The following is a 20,244-nucleotide window of genomic DNA, read 5'->3' on the forward strand; positions in this document are numbered from 1 at the left end:
GAAGAACAGGGAAAGCGGCCGGTAGAGAATATGGACTGGTATAAAGCAATATCATTTTGCAATGAGCTGAGTAAGGCGTGCGGTCTTGAGCCCTGTTACACGGAAATCGATATCGAGGAGAATAATGCCGTCTGCGACTTTAATAAAAACGGGTTCCGCTTACCTACGGAAGCGGAATGGGAATGGGCTGCCATGGGCGGAACTGAGCATAAATGGGCAGGAACGGATAGTGAAAGTGAGCTTGGAAACTATGCGTGGTATTATGCGAACAGCAATGAGAAGACACACCAAGTAAAGCTGAAATCGCCGAACGGCTATGGGTTATACGACATGAGCGGGAATGTATTTGAATGGTACTGGGACTGGTACGGCAGCTTATCCGATGTGCTGCCGCTGGATTATACAGGTGCTGCGTCCGGTAGTAAGCGCGTCGCGCGCGGCGGCAACTATGACAACTCCTCCTCCCAGAATTACATGCATCGTGCGTATCGGGCTTTCAACTCTCCCAACATATTCGTAAAAGTTATCGGCTTACGTGTGGTTTGCCGCCCGTAAAAATCGGACATCCTGAGTCCGATTTTCACTATGAGTTTCAGCAATAGCTGAAACTCACTACTGCGTGGAACCGCCGCCATCTTGAGGCGGTACTGACAAAACCGCCGTACATCCTGTACGGCGCTGAAACCAGCGGCGGGCAGGACGCCCGCCCAAAACGTTGAAATCCGCCGGAAAGCGGGTTATAATAACTATATCAGACATCTTAAGTCAGTCCCGCAATCCTTAGATGAGGTGGGGCGATGCCATTGGAGGTATATGTATGCCGTTAACAGCCGTTCAGGAAAAATTGAAGACAATTCCGGATGAATACATGGATGAAGTGTATAATTATTTGGAACTTTTACAATATAAAATACTCTATAAAAAGCAACATGAAGAACCTGCAAAAAGATTCCCTAATCGCCGGCCGGATATTTTAAAGCAGCCCAATTTCTATATGTCGCCTGCTTTTGACGAGCCGTTGGAAGATTTTAAGGAGTATATGTGAAATATTTTTTGGATACTCATGCACTTCTCTGGTATTTGTTTGATAGTGAAAACCTATCCGGAACGGCTAAAGAAATAATCAATAATGAATTTTGCTATTACAGTAAAGTTTCATTATGGGAAATTGCGATAAAACAGAGCCGTAATCTTCTTCAATATAAAAATTCAATCCAAGATATTATAGATGCTTGCAAAGAAGAAGAATTTGCGGAACTTTTAGTTTCTGGTAAGTCTTTAGAATTACTAAAAAACTTGCCGGATATTCACAAAGACCCGTTTGATAGACTTATCATTACAATGGCACAAGAAAATAATGTAACGATTGTTACAAAAGACTCAAATATCCCGTTGTATGATGTAAAAACCGTTTGGTAAAACACAACGAGCAGGCTCGGCAGGAATACCGCATAATGATAGACTGCCCAAAGTCTGCATCACAGACTTTGGACGGCGAGTTTTGCAAATCCCGCCGTGGATGGCGGTGGTTCCATATTTACGACGTTTTGCCGTAAGGCAAAACTCGAAGCTCAAGAATGTACAGGACGTACATTCTTGAGCGGGGTTTCCAAAGGGGTGTCCCCTTAAAACAATCAAATAACTTTGATTAGGAGTCAAGATATGACAAAGTTTAAAACAAAACACAAGACACACGGCTTGATAAAAATGGGAGCCGCGGCGCTCATCACAGCCGCACTTTTAACACTGGCATTGCTGTTTACAGCCTGCCCGCAAGCGGCAGCAAAGCCTGAGGAGCCGCCTGCATCTACCGATAAAACCTACACGGCCGGCGGGGTAAGCTTTACGATGAAAAAGATCGCCGCCGTAAAGGAAAAGACTGTAGGGCACAGTGATTTCAGCAATAATCCACCACACAAAGTAAGCCTATCTGCGTACTTTATCGGAGAAACGGAAGTAACGCAGGAGCTGTGGCAGGCAGTAATGGGTGATGGGTTCAATAATCCGAGTAATTTTAGAGATAGTCTTAAAAATCCTGTAGAGCAGGTCAACTGGTATCAGGCGATAGCGTTTTGCAATAAACTGAGCCTTGCCTGTAAGCTTGAACCGTGTTATACGGTAATCAACGTAGACTTTAACACATTGAGCTTTGACGCTATCCCTACATTGAAGGATGTAATCTGGGACATGGCTAAATTGGACATGAGCAAAAATGGCTTTCGGCTGCCGACTGAGGCTGAATGGGAATGGGCTGCTATGGGCGGAAAAGACTATAAATGGGCCGGCACGGATATTGAAAGCGGGCTTAAAAACTATGCGTGGTATAGTGCAAACAGCGGAAATAAAACCCATGAGGTAAAGAAAAGATCTTCTAACGGCTACGGCTTATACGACATGAGCGGAAACGTATGGGAATGGTGCTGGGACAAGGACGGTGCTAAACGCGTCTTTCGCGGCGGCAGCTGGAGCGGCAATGCGACTAGCGCCGCTCGTGCTTATCGGAACAACGGCATCCCGAACGGTCGCGACAACGATCTTGGCTTGCGTTTGGTTTGCCGCCCGTGAAAATCGGACACGGATGTCCGATTTTCACTATGAGTTTCAGCAATAACTGAAACTCACTACTGCGTGGAACCGCCGCCATCCATGTCGGTACTGATAAAACCGCCGCACATCCTGTACGGCGGCTGCAATCAGCGGCGGACACGGACGTCCGCCCAAAACAAACCGCGCGAGTACAACCAGCGGAGCTTCGAGGTCAAAAGGGATGGTGCCCCGCTCTCAAGCCGGAGAAAACTTCGGCTTTGGGGGCTGTTTTCTATGCGCGGACGTTCTCTCTTAAATAGTTACATCGCTCCCTTTTAAAATACGCTCATCTGTGGTATAATGTTTACAGGTTGTGCGTTCTTGCACAATCTGTAACTCGAGTTTGTGCAGCAAACTCGCATACTTATGGCTTTCACGTACATCCATGTACGGAACGTATATAGGTATAAAACTTAAGAGGGTTTGCTATGAGTACCGCAAATAGAAAATATAAAGACTCGGTGTTTGTCGATTTGTTCAGTGAAGACGAAAAAGCAAAAGAGAATTTTTTGTCGCTTTACAACGCTTTGCATAATACCAAACTTACGGCTATAGAAAAGTTAAAAAATATCAGACTTGAGCAGGTTCTTTATATGACATTCTATAATGCTGTATCCTATCTTGTAGATAATAAAATAATAGTCCTTGCAGAACATCAATCGACGATAAATCCCAATATGCCTCTCCGCTGTCTTGAGTATGTCAGCCGCTTGTATGAAACCCTCTTTGAATCAAAAGAAAAATACAGCCGTAAACTCTTAAATATTCCGGTTCCTGAGTTTTATGTTTTTTATAATGGTGAGGAACCATATCCTTCCGATAAAACATTAAAACTATCGGATGCTTTTATAGAAAAAACAATGGAAACTAATCTTGAGTTGACCGTTAAAGTAATAAATATAAACCGGCAAAACCGTCATCCCGTATTGGAAAACTGTAAAACAATGCAGGAATACAGTATATTTGTGGAAACGGTGCGCAAGTGGAAAGAGATAGATAGTCAAAACGGTTTTGAAAAAGCCGTTGAAGAATGTATAGAAAACAATATTTTGCGTGAGTATCTAAAACGCAAGACGAAGGAGGTCGTTAATATGTTATTAGCTGAATATGATTATGAAACAGATATTGCAGTACAGCGAGCCGAAGAACGAGAAACCGCCTTTGCCGAAGGTATTGAGCAAGGTATTGCCGACGGCTCATACAAAAAAGCTCTCGAAACGGCAAAATTGATGAAACATGCGAATTGTGAACTTGATTTTATTATGCAGATGACCGGCCTTACCAAAGGAGAAGTGGAATCGATTAGCTAAGATAAAATTTTTTAAGAGCTGCGGTAAGCTTTAGTCTGTTGTACTCAAATGCGATTACAGAGACGGCTCTTAATAAAATGAATGATAGACAAAATACTTAGGAGTGTGGTAAAATAATCCCATAAGGGGATGCAAATGCCAAGAATAGTTCCGATAAGAGATTTAAAAAATACTACAGCAATTTCACAAATATGCCATGAAGATAAAGAACCTATTTTTGTTACGAAAAACGGTTATGGAGACATGGTAATTATGAGTATGGAAACTTATGAAAAAAATCTTTTCCTTTCCAATGTCTATGGTAAACTTGAAGAAGCAAAGCAGGACATGAAAAACGGCAGATATTCTTCCGTCGAGGATGCAGTTTCCCGTATAAGGGAGAAACATGGCTTATAATGTTCGGATCATGGAAAAAGCAGAGCAAGATTTGTCAGAAATCGTAGCATATATTTCTGACATGCTCTGCAATCCTAAAGCTGCTGACAGTTTGCTGGAAGAATTTTTAGAGGTAAAAACAAAAATAGAAGATAATCCGTATATGTATCCTTTAAGTAATGATTTAGTACTGCAAATAGAAGGATATCATAGGTTTCTTTTTAAGAAAAATTATATCGCATTGTATCTGATTAATGATGACAAAAAAGAAGTTTCAATAATGCGCATCTTTTATGCAAAAAGAGATTATAATAATTTAATATAAATAAAACATACATTCCCTTTTGCTTGCACAGACGGCGGCGAAACGGTAAAATACGCGGTATGGAAAAAAAGCTTGCCGAATGTTTGGCTCAGTGCAGCAAAACGTTTGATTATAAAATTACATTAAATTCCGATAAAAATCCCGTTATCAAATCGCTTGTGTTCGACTCCAAAGCGGTAAATGCCGGCTCGCTTTTTTTTGCACTGCCGGGAACGCACGTGCACGGCAACAGCTTTGTTGCCGAAGCGGTCGAAAGCGGTGCTTGTGCAGTTGTGTACGAGGGAGAACTGGGCAAAGATGCGGTTTTTGCCGCACGCAAAAGCGGTGCAGTGCTCATACAAACAAAAAGCAGCCGTTTTGCAATGTCGCCGATTGCAGCCGCTTTTTACGATTTTCCCGGTTCCAAACTGTGTGTGCTGGGAGTAACGGGAACCGAGGGTAAAAGCTCTACCGTTTTTTTTATTTGGCAGTTTTTGCGCGCTTTAGGCAAAAAAGCGGGCTTTATTTCCACCGTGCAGTATTCGCTCGGCGGCGATGCGCAAAACAACAGCGAACACCAAACTACGCCGGAAGCGCCGATTGTGCAGGAAAAACTGTACCGTATGGTGCAAAACGGCTGCGCTTACGCGGTTGTAGAAGCTTCTTCTCACGGGCTTTCGGTAAAAACAAACCGTTTGGGAGATGTTCCCTTTGACGCGGTGTGTATGATGAACGTTACTCACGAGCATTTGGAATTTCACGGCACTTACGAACAATACAAAAGCGACAAAGCGAATTTGTTTAGAAATCTGGGAACACACAGCCATGAAAAAATTGTAAACGGCTGTAAGTGTACCGTTCCCGTTATCGCTGCGGTAAATGCGGCAGACCCTGCCGCATTGTATTTTGCCGATGCCGCCGCCGGCTTCCCTCTTGCATTTTTTGTTCCGCCGGAAAATAAACCGGAAAATAAAAATGCGCAAGCTGCTGTAAGCGGACAACCTGCTTTAAATGAGCAAAGCGTTGTAAATGCGCCGGACAAAAAAACTAAACAAGCACTTTTGTGCGCCGATACGTACACAATAGAAAACGTAAGCGAAAGCAGCGCGGGTATAACTTACGACTTAACGGTACGCCGCGCAAAACAAACAAAGCAAACAAAACAAACAAAGCAAAGTGCGGCAACCGAAAACGCCGAAAAACTGCATGTGCAAAGCGGTGTTTTCGGCGCATTTAACGCGTGCAATATTACGGCGGCGGCAATTTTAGCGGCAGCCGTCAGCGGCGAAAGCGTGGAACATGTGGTGCCGCATGCAAGCGCTCTTACACCCGTGCGAGGGAGAATGACGAGCATAAACTGCGGTCAGCCTTTTTCGGTATTGGTCGATTATGCGCATACGCCGTCTTCGTTTCAAACGATATTTCCGCCGCTTCGGAAAAACGCACCGGCGCGCATTATAAGCGTATTCGGTTCCGGCGGCGAGCGCGATACGCAAAAACGTCCCTTGCAGGGAAAAATTGCTGCCGAATACAGCGACATAGTTATTTTAGCGGACGAAGATCCGCGCGGCGAAAACCCTATGGAGCTTTTGGAAATGATAGCGCAAGGCTGTTCCGGTTTAATACGCGGAAAAACGCTGTTTTTAATTCCCGACCGAAAACAAGCGTTGCGCAAAGCCTTTGCTTTGGCGCGTGAAAAAGACACGGTATTGCTGTTAGGAAAAGCGCACGAAAATTCCATTATTTATAAAGATAAAATCATACCCTATGATGAAATAGCCGAAGCGGCTGCTGCTTTGGCGGAAATGGGCTTTACAAAGGGAGAATAACAAAATGACCGTTGCGGTATTATACGGCGGAAAAAGCGGAGAGCACGAAGTTTCCCTTGTTTCTGCAACTTCGGTAGTGCGCGCCGTAAATCGTACAGTGCACAAAATCGTTCTTATCGGCATTGCAAAAAACGGCGTGTGGTACGTGCAGGACGAAAGCGAATTGGAGCGTGTGTTGGATGACGATAAAGCGGTGCTTTCGATTAACTGCAAAGTTGAAAATACGGTGTACGTAGTGCCCGGCGGCGGGGCGCATGCTGCCGCCGGCACAGACGTCTATGTGGGCGGGGCGGGAAGTGCAGGTGCTGCCGGCGCATGTTCTGCAAGCGGTGCTGCCGGCGCTTTAAAACGTGGCGACGGAAGCGCTATCGATGCCGATATCGTATTTCCCGTGCTGCACGGCACTTATGGCGAAGACGGCTTGGTTCAAGGCTTGTTGGAAATGGCTGAACTTCCCTATTGCGGAAACGGTGCGGAAAGCAGCGCCCTTGCGATGGACAAAGAAAAAACCAAAACCGTCTGGCAGGCAAAAAACCTTCCGATAGTTCCTTTTGTGTGTATATGCAGCGGAGAATACGCCGACAAATCCGCTTTAAAAGAAAAACTTGACGGTGCCGAACGGCGCTTTGCTTATCCCATGTTCGTAAAACCTTGCAGTGCCGGAAGTTCGGTGGGGGCGTCAAAGGCTCGTAACAGAGCAGAGCTTGAAAACGCCGTTGCGCAAGCTTTTGTATGGGACGAAAAAATCTTAATAGAAACATGTATCGACGCGCGCGAAATAGAGTGTTCTGTTACGGGAGACAGCGTAAACGTTCAGTCCATACGCTCTTACACGCTCGGCGAAATTGCTCCCTCTCACGATTTTTACGATTACGAAGCAAAGTATACCGACCCTGCCGGCGCGTGCTTATTGATACCCGCCCCGCTTGAAAAAGAACAAAGTCAAAAAATAAAACAACTTGCCGAAAAAGCTTACGCCGTTCTTGATTGTTCGGGGCTTGCCCGGGTTGATTTTTTTGTAGATAAAAAGACCGGCGATCTGTATTTAAACGAAATAAACACAATGCCCGGTTTTACTGCAATCAGTATGTTCCCTAAAATGTGCGCCCATGCGGGCTTAAAATATAGTGATCTTATTGAACTGCTTTTGCAGCAAGGCTTGGAACGCTTTAAGCGCAGGCGCAGCCTTAAAACGAGCCGGTAATTATGGAACGTTCATCGTCTTTTGCACAGCCGCACGATTACGGTACGCAGCGTGCGTTTGAAAGTCTTAAAAGTATACGGGGTAAACGGGTTACCGTTATGGGACTGGGGCTGCACGGCGGCGGACTTGCGAGCGCACGCTTTTTTTTAAAACACGGTGCCTTTGTAACCGTTACCGATATGAAAAGCGCCGAAGAATTGGAAAGCTCGGTTAAAGCTTTAACCGAAGATTCCGATTTGGACAGCAGCCGGCTTCGCTTTGTGCTCGGCACTCATAATATTGAAGATTTTAAAAATGCCGATGCGGTTATAAAAAACCCCGGCGTAAAATATACGGGTAACCCGTATTTGGCTTGTGCGCGGCGTATCGAAACCGATATGTCGATTTTTTTGCAGTTTAACCGCGCCCGCATTATTGCAGTTACCGGCAGCAAGGGAAAATCTTCAACCGTAAGCGCCGTGCACTACGGTTTAAACAAAGCGGGTATTCATTCGCTTTTGGGCGGAAACATTACCGTAAGTCCGCTTTCTTTTTTAGACCAAACGGATGAAAAAGCTTTAAAATCTTGCGGAGCTTTACCCGTCGTTGTGCTTGAACTTTCCAGCTGGCAGCTTGCCGATTTGCGCGGCAGGTCTTTGCTCAAGCCCTACATTGCCCTTATCAGCGAAATAGTGCCCGACCATCAAAATTGGTACGGCAGCATGGAAAACTATGTTGCCGATAAAAAACTTATTTATGCCAATCAGGGTCCAAACGATTATACCGTATGCTTGGACGGTCCGTGGGGCGATGTTTTTGCCTCTGAAAGCCGCGCCCGCGTAGTGCGCTGTCCGTCCGGTTTGCCTGAGCTTTTGCAAAGCTCTTGGCTCGATAACCTTGCCGTTTTCGGCGATCACATGAAAAAAAACATACAAAGCGCTGCAGCTATTATGCACCTTATGGGCTTAAAAGACGATGTAACCGTTTCCGTTTTGCAAAGTTATACGGGCATTCCCCACCGCCTTGAAGCTTTTTTCCGCACCGAAAAACAGGGCATAACGTGCACGGTATACAATGATTCTGCTTCTACCGTTCCCGAATCATGCGCCGCCGCTTTGCAAGCGTTCGACAAACCGCTGTACTTGATTGCAGGTGGTACCGATAAAGATTGCGACTTTACTCTTTTGGCTGACGCTCTTATACAAGCACAGTGCAGCGGGCGTTTGGCAGCTTTGTTTTTGCTTGCAGGTAGCGCAACGGATAAATTAACGGCACTTTTGAACGGGCAAAACGGACAGAATGGGCAAAGCGGCTCTTGCGGTGCGGTTGCCGCGCAGGGTTCCGGTAAAAAAATTGCCGTGCCGTATTTCGGTCCCTATGATTCTTTAGACGAAGCGCTTATTGCCGTAAAAAAAACGGTGTTTGCAGCCGGCAAAACCGTTGCCCGTGCTGCAGATGTTGCCGTAGTCTTTTCTCCGGGAGCGGCTTCGTTTGGAATGTTTAAAAACGAATTCGAGCGCGGAAACCGTTTTAAAGAAACTGTTTGCCGTTTATTTGCATAAAATATTTTACTTTTTTTTACCCGTACGTAAATTGTACAAATACCGTTTGATTTTTTGGCTGGCGGTTTTTTCAAATGAGTTTACCGGCTTTACTTTATCTACTTTTGAAAAACGGTTTACTTTAGTGTTTACAAAATATTTTATTTCTGATAACACGGCTTCTTGCTTGTACAGCAAATTTTCTTTTATATCTTCAACGGCTTGGCTTACCGAATTTAAAATACCTTTTGTTTTTAATTTTTCTTCGTTAAGCTGTACAAGCGCGACTAACCCGTCGTCGTCTTCTACAACCAGCGATTCAACTACATCCGGGTGCTGGTTTAATACAAATTCAATGTCTTCGGGGTAAACGTTTTCCCCTCCGGAACCTAAAATCATATTTTTTAAGCGGCCTTTAAGCGAAAGCCATATACCGTTGCGCAATTCTCCCAAATCGCCCGTTTTAAACCAGCCGGCTCCGCATTCGTCTTTTTCCGTGGTAAAAGCGGCGGTGGTTAAATCCGGTTCTTTATAATAGCCTTTCATAACATTGTTTCCGCGGGCAACGATTTCGCCTATACCCGTTTTGGAATCGGCATTTATAACGCGCAATTCCACTCCCTGTAAAACCGGACCTATGGTTCCGGGGATGGTGTTTTTTGGGTTTGAGCCTGCCAGCAGGGGAGAGGTTTCCGTAAGACCGTAGCCTACCGCATAGGGAAAATGCGCGTCTTTCATAAAAATTTCTACTACAGGATCGGTTTTAGCGCCGCCGATACCGAAAAATTTAATTCTTCCGCCGAAGGTTTTTTTTAGTGCCGATCCTGCCAGCCGGTGCAGTATTTTTTGAAAAAAGCGGCGGCGGTACAGCGCGTGCACAAAAGCGTTTTTTGAAAACAAAGGTAAAATTTTGTTTTTATAAATTTTTTCGATAATCATCGGAACGCTCAATACAATCGTCGGGCGGATTTTTTTAAATGCCGGAAGCAATGTCGATACGGCAGGTGCTTTTTCCAAATAGTACACGCACGCGCCGTTTAAAAACTGCATAACAAAACCTATAGTAAATTCGTATACATGCGACAGCGGCAAAAACGAAAGGCATTTGTCCCTTTTGTTAACGCGGTGAACGGTTTGGCACTGCACTGCGGTAAAAACCAGATTTTTGTGCGTTAATTCAACGCCTTTGGAACGTCCTGTTGTGCCGGATGTATAGATAATCGAAGCCGTATCGTTTTCGTCGACTTGAACTTGCGGTGCGCCGGCAAGACCTTGTGTATGCATGTCGATGACGTTTTCGGTATCGGGTAAAATATCTTTGCCGTTTTGCCGCAGTACGCGGTAATCTTCCATCCGTATGATTGACCGAATCAATGAAGGGGGAATGTCTTTTAACCGGAGTGCAAGTTTTTCGCTTACAATGACGGCGGCAAGCCCTGCATGTTCGGCAATATTTTTTACTTCAAGTTCGGTAAAATCCGGTAAAAGGGGAACGGCTATAGCGCCGGAATTGACGACGGCAAAATATGCGGCGCCCCAGTTAGGGCAGTTTGCCGAGTACAAAGCAACTTTGTCTTTTTTCCGTATGCCGAGCGTGTGCAAAATGGAAGAAGCTTGCTTGGAACGTTGTTCTGTTTGAGCGTAAGTGAGCACTTGCCTATTTACAAAGCCGAGGGCGTTACGCTCTTTAAAATGAGTTACCGAATGGCGAAACAACGCAGGAAAAGTGTATGCGCCTAAATCGTAAGCGGTTACCATTAGCGCTTTCCGTCAAACGGATCGTTTCGCATAAAGGTGTCTTGGCGCTCGTAGCCGACAGATACGATGGAAACTTTTACGCCGCAATATTGTTCGATATATTCTATATATGAGCGTGCGTGCGGCGGAAGGGTTTTGTAGTTTCGGCACGCTTTAAGCGGCGTTTTCCAGCCGGCAAAAGATTGCAGCACGGGTTTTGCTTTTTCCAGTTTTTCTATGGAAGCGGGAAAATCTTCGGTAATTGTTCCGTCGATGTTATATGCCGTACAGGCTTCTATCGTATCCAGTGTATCGTAGATGTCCAAATGAGTAAGCGCGAGTTCTGTAATCGAATTAACACGGCACGCATAGCGCAAGGCAACTAAATCCAAATAGCCGCAGCGGCGCGCTCTGCCGGTAGTAACGCCGTATTCGCGTCCTGTATCGCGCACGTAACGGTACAGTTCGCTTTGGCTTTGTTCGTCGAATTCGGTAGGAAGCGGTCCGTTACCTACCCGTGTGGAGTATGCTTTAAAAACGCCCAGTATACGATCTATTGCGCGCGGTCCTATGCCCGCTCCGACGCACGCGCCGGCAGCGCATGACATGCCCGACGATACGTATGGGTAAGTTCCCGAATCCAAATCGAGCATAGCGCCTTGTGCGCCTTCAAGCAACACTTTTTCGTTTTTTAAGCGGTACATTTCAGAGGTCATATTTACTTTCATAGCGCACAGCCGGTCAGTGTACCGATCAAGAAAGGCGCGGTCTTCTTTAGTCCATTCCGTACGTTTTTCTTGCCATTCCAAATCGGCTATGCGGATGCCGTCGCGTTCGGACTTCATTGAATAAGCGCAGCCTATGCCCCGTCCTGTTGTACCGATAGGGTGCACGCGTTCACTGTCGCGTTTTTTATCTTCTTCGCGGTAGCGCGGCAACACAATGTGGGCGCGCTCGGAAATAAAAACTCTGCCTTCCCATTGTACGCCGTTTGCTTTAAGGCTTTCCAATTCATTAAACAAAGCTTCGGGGTCTATAACCATCCCCGAACCCAAATACACTTTTTTTTCGGGGTACAAAATTCCTGAAGGCACTAAATGCAGCGCGTACTGTTTTCCGTTTGCAACAATGGTATGCCCTGCATTCGCCCCGCCTGCAAAGCGCACAATTGCCGCAGCTTCGCCGGCTAAATAGTCTACAATTTTTCCTTTACCTTCATCGCCCCACTGGGCACCGATAACCGCTACATTCATAGTGCCAGTATAGCATAAAGCGCGCCGGGTACACAACGCCTAAATTGCCGTCTTAAACGGCAGAATCTTTTGCTGGGGTACGTCTTAGCCGGCGGAACGTCTTGGACGGCGGTACTTGACACAAAAGAAAGCCGTGTCTACTATATACGGTATGACTGCAAACGAGCTGCGTTCGAAATACATAGAGTTCTTTAAAAGTAAAAACCACACGGAAATTTCGGGCAAATCGGTTATTCCCGAAAACGACCCCACTGTGCTGTTTACGACAGCCGGAATGCACCCCTTGGTTCCGTATTTAATGGGCGAACCGCATCCGGCAGGAACGCGTTTGTGCGATTATCAAAAATGTATTCGCACGGGAGACATCGATTCGGTAGGAGATGCCAGTCATCTTACTTGTTTTGAAATGCTCGGCAATTGGTCTTTAGGCGATTATTTTAAAAAAGAATCCATAGCCTGGTCTTTTGAATTTTTAACCGGAAAACAATGGCTTAACATTCCGAGCGAAAAAATATCGGTAACCGTTTTTGCAGGCGAACAAGATATTCCCCGCGACGACGAATCGGCTGAAATATGGCTTTCGCTGGGCATACCGAAAGAACGCATTCACTTTTTACCCCGAAGCGATAACTGGTGGGGACCTGCCGGAGAAACGGGGCCTTGCGGACCCGATACCGAAATCTTTTACGACACCGGTAAAAACGCGTGCGGCGCGGATTGTAAGCCGGGCTGTTCGTGCGGAAAATACGTTGAAATATGGAACAACGTATTTATGCAGTACAACAAAGATAAAGACGGTCATTTTCAAAAACTGGAACGCCGCTGCGTAGATACCGGGATGGGTATAGAGCGCACTGTTGCCATGCTGCAGGGAAAAAAATCCGTATACGATACGGAAGTGTTTCAGCCTATCATTCATTCAATAGAACAGCTTACCGGCAAACGCTATGGGGAAAACGAAGCTGACGATGCTTCTATGCGCATCATAAGCGACCATACAAGAGCCGCCGTTTTTATTATCGGAGACCCTAAAGGCGTTACGCCGTCGAATGTGGGAGCAGGTTATGTACTTCGCCGTCTTATCAGGCGCTCCGTTCGGCACGGCAAAAAATTGGGTTTGGAAAAAGCTTTTTTAGGCGTTCCCGCGCAAGTCGTTATAGACAACTTTAAAATCGCATACCCGGAATTGGAAGAAAAAAAAGCGCTGATACTGGATGAGCTGCGCAAAGAAGAAAATAAATTTTTGGAAACGCTTAAAAAAGGCGAAGCCGAATTCGAAAAGCTTTTGCCCAATTTAATGAAAAATCCTGCGCACGTTATTCCCGGGCGCGTTGCATTCCGCTTGTACGATACATTCGGTTTTCCCGTAGAGCTAACTGAAGAGCTTGCAAGAGAAAACGGCATGAAAGTTAACCGCGAAGAATTTGAGCAAGCATTTAAAAAACATCAGGAATTATCCCGTGCCGGAAGCGAACAAGTGTTTAAAGGCGGCTTGGCGGATCATTCGGAAATTACCACAAAGTATCATACGTGCACGCATTTGTTGCAAGAAGCTTTAGTTCGCGTGCTCGGACCGCACGTTGCGCAAAAGGGGTCGAATATTACGGCGGAGCGCATGCGGTTTGACTTTGTACATCCGGCTCCTATGACAAAAGAAGAAATTGAGCGCGTGGAAAATATGGTAAACGAGCAAATACAAAAAGATTTGCCGGTTACTATGGAAGTGATGGATTTGGAAAAAGCCAAACAAAGCGGCGCGCGAGCTTTGTTTGGTGAAAAATACGAAGACAAAGTAAAAGTGTACAGCATCGGCGATTTTTCCAAAGAAGTGTGCGGCGGTCCTCATGTTGAACATACCGGTACTATCGGTACGTTTAAAATACAAAAGGAACAATCATCTTCCGCCGGTGTGCGCCGTATCCGTGCGGTAATTGCGTAACGGTAAGCGCATAGGTAAAACGGAAAACGTGCTTTGTAACGGCACGCTTTTGAAATTGTTATATTTCTATGCCGAAGGGCGTAATATTGTTTTTAAAGGGTAGTGTATGAAACGGTTATTCGGAATATCTTGCTTTTTGTTTTTGACCGCCGTCGCAGTGTCGGCGCAAAACGATTTGCAACCTCTGGTTACGATAAAGCTGTACAAAACGGAATCGATTACGCTTAAACAGCTGAAAAATCGCGTTGCCGTTTATCAAAAACAAACAGGAACACCGAGTTTTACGCTTGAGCAAAAAAAGCAAATACTCGATTCGATGATAGACGAAAAACTGGCAATGCAAGCTGCGCAAAAAGCCGGACTTTCGGTTAGTGATTCTATGGTAAACAAACAATTTTTGGAATCAATCGCCGCTCAAGTCGGTATGAAAAAAATAACCGAAGCTGAATTTGCCTCTCTTATTAAAGCGCAAAGCGGTTTGTCGCTGGACGATTATTTTTCCTCACAAATCGGTATGACGCTGTCCGAGTACAAAGATTTTCTTAAAAATCAATTGACAGCCCGGCAATACGTGTTGTCTCTTAAACAAAACGAATTGCAAACGGCAGCCGTTTCCGATGCGGAAATCCGCTCGTTTTACGAAATAAACAAACCTTCGTTTGTGCAAAACGATATTTTAAAACTTTTTTTAGTTGTAGTGCCCAAAGCAAAAGATGCTCCTGCAGCAAAAACGCTTATTACTTCTTTATATACCGATCTTAAAAATAAAAAAACAACTTATGAACAGTTAAAAGTAAAAGGCGAAGCCGATAATTCCGGTTTCCGTGCAGGCGATATGTATGTAAGTAAAGGTACTCTTGCGGCACAGCAGTTGGGTATGGATTACGATGCGCTGCTTAAGCTTTTTGTTCAAAAAGCGGGCTTTGTGTCCGATATTAGCGAAACCGCCGACGATTATCAGTTTTACATTGTGCGGGAAAAATACGACGCAAAATTTCTTGCATTGGATGACGAAGTGCAGCCCGATACTGCCATTACCGTATATGAGTACATAAAAGAGCAGTTAAGCTGGCAAAAGCAAGCAAACGCTTTTACTTCCGCCGTTGATCAAGTAACCAAATCGCTGCGTGTTCCGGAAAATTATCAAATGTTAAAAACCGGAGATGCGCTGGATAGACTTTTAAACTGGTAAATACCGGCAAAGGGGACGGCAAAAGCAAACGGCTTTTAAAACATCCTCATTGTGTGTAAAGTGCGGAGAAAACAGCGGTGGCAAGACGGAAAAGCCGGATTTTAGCGTTTCAAGCTTTGTATGCGTGGGACGCGGGAATGAAGGATACGGACGATTTACTGAGCTTGCAGTGGGCTTCTGCCGAACAGCTTGAGCGTATCGGAGAAGACGGGCGAGCTTTTGCACGCCTTATTGTCAGCGGTACGCTTTCGCATATTGAACAAATAGACGGCGCAATAAAAGAACGTTTGGTTAATTGGGAAATCGAACGGCTTAATAAAGTAGGTCTTGCTGTTTTGCGTATGAGCGTGTATTCGCTTATGTTTCAAAAAGATATTCACCCGTCCATTATTATAGACGAAGCGGTCGATATTTCCAGGGAGTACGGCGATGAACAATCTTACCGTTTTATAAACGGTATTTTAGGCGCCGTAAAAACGGATTTGGATAAGGGAATCCTTGTTGTGCGCGAAGGAAGCGCCGGGCAATGAAAACGCATCCGCTTGTGCGCCGCGTTATCGTTTGTGTGTGTGTGCTGCCGTGCGTGTGCATGTTGACTTTTTGTACCGCAGGCTCTTCTTCAACTTCATTTATAGACAGATTAAATAATATAGATTCGATAACTGCCGTGCACGACTACGAAGCGGCATGGTCTATGCTTAAAAAAGCCGAAAAATACGCACGCAGCCCCTACGAAAGGTTGGCTATTGTGCGGCGCGCACTGATTTTAGACCGCTCTTCTTTTGCGCAAAAAGTTTTGCAAAAGGCGCTGCGCCACTTTCCCGATAATCAGGAATTGCTGGCGGTTTATACTCATTTTTTGGTGTCTTCCAGTAAAAGCGAAGAAGCTTTGCGCTATGGAGCAAAACTGGAAGGCGGTCCGTACGGTTCTTTGTATGCGGAACTTTTATTCCGTTTTGCAGCGCCTGTAAACTTTTTTTCTTCGGCTTATAAACAAGCGTTTGCGGATGCTGCGCGTACTACCGGCAATGCTGTGTATTTCCGCAATGCTGCACTTATTGAAGCTTTTTTCGGCAATATGGAAGCCTCTTTTTCTTTTCATCCCGCTTCTTTGTCCGCTTATGATAGCGAAGATACGGCGCGCTTTTGGGCTCGGATAAGTTACGATTCGGGTAATTTTATACAATGCACACAGGATTTGCAATTTGTACAAGATTCAGCGCAAAAGCAATCACTTTTAGCAGATGCATACCTTCGTTCGGGGGACGAAAAAAAAGCTATAGCCGCATGGCTGGATTCAACCGAGCGTTTTGCCGATGAAAACCCGAGCGCGTGGTGCAATGCGGCAAAAGCCGCTTTTAAAGCGGGAAGCATCGGCTATGCTTACCTTTTTTTAGAAAAACTTACCGAGCGTTTTCCCGATTATATTCCCGGTCTTGCCGCTTATGCCGCTTTTTCTGTCGGTACGTTTCCGTATACGGCGCAAAATGTTTTTTCCGACATTCTTAAACAGCGCGGCATAAAAACGCTCAGCATGGAATTGGACGATGTGGTGCCCCGCGTTAAACCTGAAGAAGCGCTAAAGCGGATAGAAAAAGCTATGGACGGCGCACAAAACGATACGGTATTGCTTTTGGAATATACTAAACTCAAATGGGCGGCGGAGCAAAAAAACGCGGCGCAAAATCAAGCGCAAAACACGGAATTTTTTAAACGTAAACGGCAAGCCGATTTGTGGCGTTTACTGGAACAAACAACTGCCGCCGGTGGGCGCTACGATCCGCGCGCTGTACACTTTGTGCTGTATTATTTGTGCGCCGACGGTATGCTTTCGCAAGCGGACGAATTGCTTGCAAGGTGGAACGCTTTACGCTCTTCGGCTGCAGTGCCTCAAGCGCCTGAAATATGGGAATACGATATAGGGGCGTATATTGATATAAAACAGCAAAGGTATGAACAAGCCGAACGTATGCTTGAAACATCGGTTTTTACGGACGAAAATCTTGTGTCTGCCGGGACAAGTGCACTTGCGTCGCTAAAGGGTAGGGATCCTGCAGCTGTTTTTAACCTTGCTTTGCTGTATAACGCTTCGGGTAAACGTGTACAAGCGCTCGCTTTATACAGAAAACTGCTTTCGGCTGTAACCGATACGGTATTGCAAGCGGAAATCTATTACCGGATTGCGCTTATTCAATTGGAGCAACGGGAAAAGCGTAGTGCCGTCTTATCGCTTAATCAATGCATAGCGCTGAATTCCGCACATGCGCAAGCGAGGCTGTTATTAAAAACAATAAACGACGGGCAAAATTAAAGCTAAGCAAACAAAACTAAAGCGCGAGCCGAACCGGCGCCGTTTGCCGCAAAAAGCGTCGCTTTACTGTTGCGGCGTTGAGCCGAAAATAAAAAAAAGACTGCTTGCGTCCCGTTCGGGCGGCAGTCTTTTTTTTAATCTTCAATGGACAAAAAATATTATTCGATAACTGCAATAATATCTTCGGCTTTTAAAATAAGGTGGTCTTCTCCGTCTATTTTAACTTGCGTACCTGCATATTTGTCGTACATAATCCGCTGACCCGGATTTACTTTAATTTTTTCTTTATCGGTTCCTACTGCAATTACGGAAGCTATTTGTGTTTTTTCTTGTGCCGTATCAGGGATAATAATTCCGCCTGCTGTTTTAGATTCCGTTTTTTCCGTTTTTACCAGAACACGATCTGCTAAAGGTTTAACCTTCATTTTTAATCCTCCAAAAAGAAATTATCTTGATGTACACTAAATATACAAAAAAGGTCGGTGCGCGTCAACTTCAGCTATACTTTGAATTTTTTCACTTCTTTTGCCAGGCTTTCTATGTTTTGTTTGTTTTTAAGCGTTATTTCGTTTACTTCTTGTACGGCATTGTTTATTTGTACCACTCCCGAAGCCATTTCATTCATGCTTGAACTGATAAGACGGGTTAGGTCGTCCAATTTGTGCATTTCTTGAGCAACTGCTTTTCCGCCTCTAAGCATTTCATCGGAGCCAGACTTTACTTCCGTCGTTACACTGTTGATATTTTTTATAGCTGTCAATACTTCTTTACTGCCGTTTTCCTGTTCGTTCATCGCTTCGGTAAGGCGGCTGCTCATATCTTTAACCTGTTCTGCAAGACTAAAAATAGCGTTAAACTTTTCTTCCACTGTTTGTGAAGCTCCGGAAAGCGTTTGAATTTCAGCACTTAAATTTTTCAGTGTTTCGGTAATACTTTTTCCCTGTGCTGCAGAATCTTCGGCAAGTTTTCTGATTTCATCGGCAACAACTGCAAAGCCTTTACCGGCTTCTCCGGCATGGGCTGCTTCTATGGCTGCATTCATTGCCAAAAGATTTGTTTGCGAAGCGATGTGTTGAATAACGTTTGAAGCTTCCATCAAAGAGCCCGACTCTTCTGCAATTTTTTGTGTTACGGTATTTGAATTAAAAATTGTATTTTTCCCGTCGTCTGTTGCTGAAGTAAGATCTTTTATAAGCGAACCCGTTTTACCGAGTGTTTGTCCGATGGAACTGATGTTTGCTACCATTTGCTCAATTGAAGCGGAAGATTGTGCAACGCTTGCCGCTTGAGTTTCTATACTGTTGTTTAACTGTGTAATTGTACGTACGATTTGCTCAATGGTAGCAGCTGTTTCGGTAACGCTGGCAGCTTGAGTTAATGTTTGCTGTTTTACGCCGTCAATATTTACACTTATTTGGTGTACGGCACTTGCCGTTTCGTTCATATTTACTGCAAGTTCGTTTCCGATTTTTTCCATAGCTACACTGCTTGTTTCTACCGTTTGTATGGACGTTCCAATTTTTGAAATTGTTTCGTTAAAATAATCAGATAAATCGGTTATTTCATCGTTTCCGTTAACGGGCAGCCTCACGGTAAGGTCGCCTTCTCCTTGTGCGATATTTTTTAATGCTGTAACTGCAGTGTTTAGCGGTTTTGTAATACGAAGCGCGAAAAATAGCGAAACGGTTAAAAAGAGCAGCAAAAGTACAAATCCTATTGAAAGGATTGACCGCAGAATTTTATAATATTCCAAAAACACTTCTTTTTTTTGCATAAAGGCGATTAATTTCCAATTTAATCCTTCAATAGTATGTATTTCGGCAAGCCAATCTTTTTCGTTCATTTTTAAGGTTAAGCTTCCTGAAGCTAACGAAGCTAAATCGGCAAAAGCGGGAATATCGACTGCTTCCATTTTTTTAAAGTTAAAAGACTCGTTTTTAGGATCGGCTAATATGGTGCCGTCGTCTTGTACCAACATAATGTAGCCGGTTTTTCCGATTGATAAATTTTGTAACATTTCAGCTAAAGTTTTTAACGTTACTTCTATACTTACATTACCGATGTGTTCGTTTTGAAAAGAAAAAACACTTTGAGAAAGGCATACCACCGTATCTCCTGTTGTGGAAAGATAGGCTTCGGTAATAGCGGGGCGTCCTTGAGCTTTTGTTGCCGCTTCGTACCACACGCGTTTGCGCGGGTCGTATCCGCCGAACAAAGCTTTGTCGCACGTTGACACGTGACCGCCCCATTTTGTTCCCATAAACACACACATATAATACGGATAGCTTTTATGTATATTTCTAAACAAATTAAAAACAGCGGCTTCTGCAGGTGTTTTTTCAATAGTTGTTGTATCGGAAGTTGTCGTTTTTGATACATAGTTATTAAAGCTATCGTTCGCATTTCGCACGGCGCTGTTATGTGCCAGTGCGTCGAGCATGTATTTTGTGTTATCAAAAAACATGTGTATGTCGTACTCTATCAGCTTTATGTTTTGCTGCATGTTTTTGAGGAAACGTTCTTTGTCCGATTTTTTAACTTGAAAACCTATAATTCCTGAAATAGTAAAAACAAGTGTTGTAATAAAAATAGTAAAAAGCAGGATAAGTTTGTAACGGATGGAAAAACGTTTTTTTACTGCCGGTTCCGGTTTATGTTCCGGCCCGGGGGGGGGGGGGGGGTTC

18 protein-coding genes are annotated in these 20,244 nt (G+C 44.7%); 14 read left to right on the top strand and 4 right to left on the bottom strand.

Features of this window, described 5'->3' with window-relative positions; genetic code table 11:
- The 10 genes from HMPREF9193_RS11440 to murD all read left to right on the top strand — a co-directional run.
- A partial coding sequence (locus tag HMPREF9193_RS11440; RefSeq protein ID WP_021688120.1) for a formylglycine-generating enzyme family protein occupies positions 1-555 on the top strand: 555 nt, incomplete at its 5' end.
- Between the two features lie 262 nt (positions 556-817).
- Positions 818-1,045: a DUF2281 domain-containing protein gene (locus HMPREF9193_RS10490; RefSeq protein WP_040848273.1), complete on the top strand. Its 228-nt coding sequence runs from the start codon at positions 818-820 to the stop codon at positions 1,043-1,045.
- Positions 1,042-1,419 (top strand): type II toxin-antitoxin system VapC family toxin, encoded by a 378-nt coding sequence (locus HMPREF9193_RS10495; RefSeq protein ID WP_021688123.1) that lies wholly within the window; start codon positions 1,042-1,044, stop codon positions 1,417-1,419. Before HMPREF9193_RS10490 ends, HMPREF9193_RS10495 begins: the two co-directional genes overlap by 4 nt.
- A 243-nt stretch (positions 1,420-1,662) precedes the next feature.
- A complete protein-coding gene (locus HMPREF9193_RS10500) occupies positions 1,663-2,565 on the top strand; it encodes a formylglycine-generating enzyme family protein (protein WP_021688124.1) in 903 nt (300 codons plus the stop codon).
- Positions 2,566-3,014: 449 nt separating this feature from the next.
- Positions 3,015-3,896, top strand: coding sequence for an Rpn family recombination-promoting nuclease/putative transposase (locus HMPREF9193_RS10505; protein ID WP_021688126.1), 882 nt, complete (start codon positions 3,015-3,017; stop codon positions 3,894-3,896).
- A gap of 135 nt (positions 3,897-4,031) precedes the next feature.
- Positions 4,032-4,292, top strand: coding sequence for a type II toxin-antitoxin system Phd/YefM family antitoxin (locus HMPREF9193_RS10510; protein ID WP_156882499.1), 261 nt, complete (start codon positions 4,032-4,034; stop codon positions 4,290-4,292).
- 10 nt (positions 4,293-4,302) lie between these two features.
- A complete protein-coding gene (locus HMPREF9193_RS10515; protein ID WP_245565512.1) occupies positions 4,303-4,596 on the top strand; it encodes a type II toxin-antitoxin system RelE/ParE family toxin in 294 nt (97 codons plus the stop codon).
- Positions 4,597-4,655: 59 nt separating this feature from the next.
- A complete protein-coding gene (locus tag HMPREF9193_RS10520) occupies positions 4,656-6,404 on the top strand; it encodes a Mur ligase family protein (protein ID WP_021688129.1) in 1,749 nt (582 codons plus the stop codon).
- 4 nt (positions 6,405-6,408) lie between these two features.
- Entirely contained in the window at positions 6,409-7,608 is a 1,200-nt protein-coding gene (locus HMPREF9193_RS10525) for a D-alanine--D-alanine ligase family protein (protein ID WP_021688130.1), read from the top strand.
- Between the two features lie 2 nt (positions 7,609-7,610).
- The gene (gene murD / locus HMPREF9193_RS10530) at positions 7,611-9,149 is read left to right on the top strand and encodes a UDP-N-acetylmuramoyl-L-alanine--D-glutamate ligase (RefSeq protein ID WP_021688131.1); all 1,539 of its coding nucleotides are present in this window, start codon (positions 7,611-7,613) and stop codon (positions 9,147-9,149) included.
- A 6-nt stretch (positions 9,150-9,155) separates the two neighbouring features.
- On the opposite strand, the gene HMPREF9193_RS10535 is transcribed toward murD, so the two are convergent.
- Both HMPREF9193_RS10535 and purA read right to left on the bottom strand, forming a co-directional pair.
- A complete protein-coding gene (locus HMPREF9193_RS10535; protein WP_021688132.1) occupies positions 9,156-10,886 on the bottom strand; it encodes an AMP-binding protein in 1,731 nt (576 codons plus the stop codon).
- On the bottom strand, positions 10,886-12,118 hold the full coding sequence (gene purA, locus HMPREF9193_RS10540; protein ID WP_021688133.1) for an adenylosuccinate synthase: 1,233 nt from the start codon (positions 12,116-12,118) through the stop codon (positions 10,886-10,888). Before purA ends, HMPREF9193_RS10535 begins: the two co-directional genes overlap by 1 nt.
- A 151-nt stretch (positions 12,119-12,269) precedes the next feature.
- Here purA and HMPREF9193_RS10545 point away from each other — a divergent pair, with 151 nt between their 5' ends.
- From HMPREF9193_RS10545 to HMPREF9193_RS10560, 4 genes are all read left to right on the top strand, one after another.
- Positions 12,270-14,057, top strand: coding sequence for an alanine--tRNA ligase (locus HMPREF9193_RS10545; protein ID WP_021688134.1), 1,788 nt, complete (start codon positions 12,270-12,272; stop codon positions 14,055-14,057).
- A 106-nt stretch (positions 14,058-14,163) separates the two neighbouring features.
- Positions 14,164-15,249 (top strand): MOSP complex formation periplasmic protein, TDE1658 family, encoded by a 1,086-nt coding sequence (locus HMPREF9193_RS10550; protein WP_021688135.1) that lies wholly within the window; start codon positions 14,164-14,166, stop codon positions 15,247-15,249.
- A gap of 77 nt (positions 15,250-15,326) precedes the next feature.
- Positions 15,327-15,779 (top strand): transcription antitermination factor NusB, encoded by a 453-nt coding sequence (gene nusB / locus HMPREF9193_RS10555; protein WP_021688136.1) that lies wholly within the window; start codon positions 15,327-15,329, stop codon positions 15,777-15,779.
- Positions 15,776-17,560 (top strand): UDP-N-acetylglucosamine--peptide N-acetylglucosaminyltransferase SPINDLY family protein, encoded by a 1,785-nt coding sequence (locus HMPREF9193_RS10560; RefSeq protein ID WP_040848275.1) that lies wholly within the window; start codon positions 15,776-15,778, stop codon positions 17,558-17,560. Before nusB ends, HMPREF9193_RS10560 begins: the two co-directional genes overlap by 4 nt.
- A gap of 158 nt (positions 17,561-17,718) precedes the next feature.
- Here the strand turns inward: HMPREF9193_RS10560 and HMPREF9193_RS10565 are convergent, their stop codons facing one another.
- Entirely contained in the window at positions 17,719-17,985 is a 267-nt protein-coding gene (locus HMPREF9193_RS10565; RefSeq protein WP_021688139.1) for a co-chaperone GroES, read from the bottom strand.
- A 74-nt stretch (positions 17,986-18,059) separates the two neighbouring features.
- Positions 18,060-20,180, bottom strand: coding sequence for a methyl-accepting chemotaxis protein (locus tag HMPREF9193_RS10570; RefSeq protein WP_040848304.1), 2,121 nt, complete (start codon positions 20,178-20,180; stop codon positions 18,060-18,062).
- Positions 20,181-20,244 lie beyond the last annotated feature (64 nt).

Origin of the sequence: Treponema lecithinolyticum ATCC 700332 (genome assembly GCA_000468055.1) — a bacterium.
Classification (GTDB): domain Bacteria; phylum Spirochaetota; class Spirochaetia; order Treponematales; family Treponemataceae; genus Treponema_C; species Treponema_C lecithinolyticum.

Bases quoted from the DNA above. Each gene is read 5' to 3' on its own strand.
- HMPREF9193_RS10545 (WP_021688134.1), top strand. From the start codon at position 12,270: ATGACTGCAAACGAGCTGCGTTCGAAATACATAGAGTTCTTTAAAAGT.
- HMPREF9193_RS10525 (WP_021688130.1), top strand. From the start codon at position 6,409: ATGACCGTTGCGGTATTATACGGCGGAAAAAGCGGAGAGCACGAAGTT.
- HMPREF9193_RS10510 (WP_156882499.1), top strand. From the start codon at position 4,032: ATGCCAAGAATAGTTCCGATAAGAGATTTAAAAAATACTACAGCAATT.
- purA (WP_021688133.1), bottom strand. From the start codon at position 12,118: ATGAATGTAGCGGTTATCGGTGCCCAGTGGGGCGATGAAGGTAAAGGA.
- HMPREF9193_RS10535 (WP_021688132.1), bottom strand. From the start codon at position 10,886: ATGGTAACCGCTTACGATTTAGGCGCATACACTTTTCCTGCGTTGTTT.
- HMPREF9193_RS10520 (WP_021688129.1), top strand. From the start codon at position 4,656: ATGGAAAAAAAGCTTGCCGAATGTTTGGCTCAGTGCAGCAAAACGTTT.
- HMPREF9193_RS10565 (WP_021688139.1), bottom strand. From the start codon at position 17,985: ATGAAGGTTAAACCTTTAGCAGATCGTGTTCTGGTAAAAACGGAAAAA.
- murD (WP_021688131.1), top strand. From the start codon at position 7,611: ATGGAACGTTCATCGTCTTTTGCACAGCCGCACGATTACGGTACGCAG.
- HMPREF9193_RS10550 (WP_021688135.1), top strand. From the start codon at position 14,164: ATGAAACGGTTATTCGGAATATCTTGCTTTTTGTTTTTGACCGCCGTC.
- HMPREF9193_RS10515 (WP_245565512.1), top strand. From the start codon at position 4,303: ATGGAAAAAGCAGAGCAAGATTTGTCAGAAATCGTAGCATATATTTCT.
- HMPREF9193_RS10500 (WP_021688124.1), top strand. From the start codon at position 1,663: ATGACAAAGTTTAAAACAAAACACAAGACACACGGCTTGATAAAAATG.
- HMPREF9193_RS10560 (WP_040848275.1), top strand. From the start codon at position 15,776: ATGAAAACGCATCCGCTTGTGCGCCGCGTTATCGTTTGTGTGTGTGTG.
- HMPREF9193_RS10505 (WP_021688126.1), top strand. From the start codon at position 3,015: ATGAGTACCGCAAATAGAAAATATAAAGACTCGGTGTTTGTCGATTTG.
- HMPREF9193_RS10490 (WP_040848273.1), top strand. From the start codon at position 818: ATGCCGTTAACAGCCGTTCAGGAAAAATTGAAGACAATTCCGGATGAA.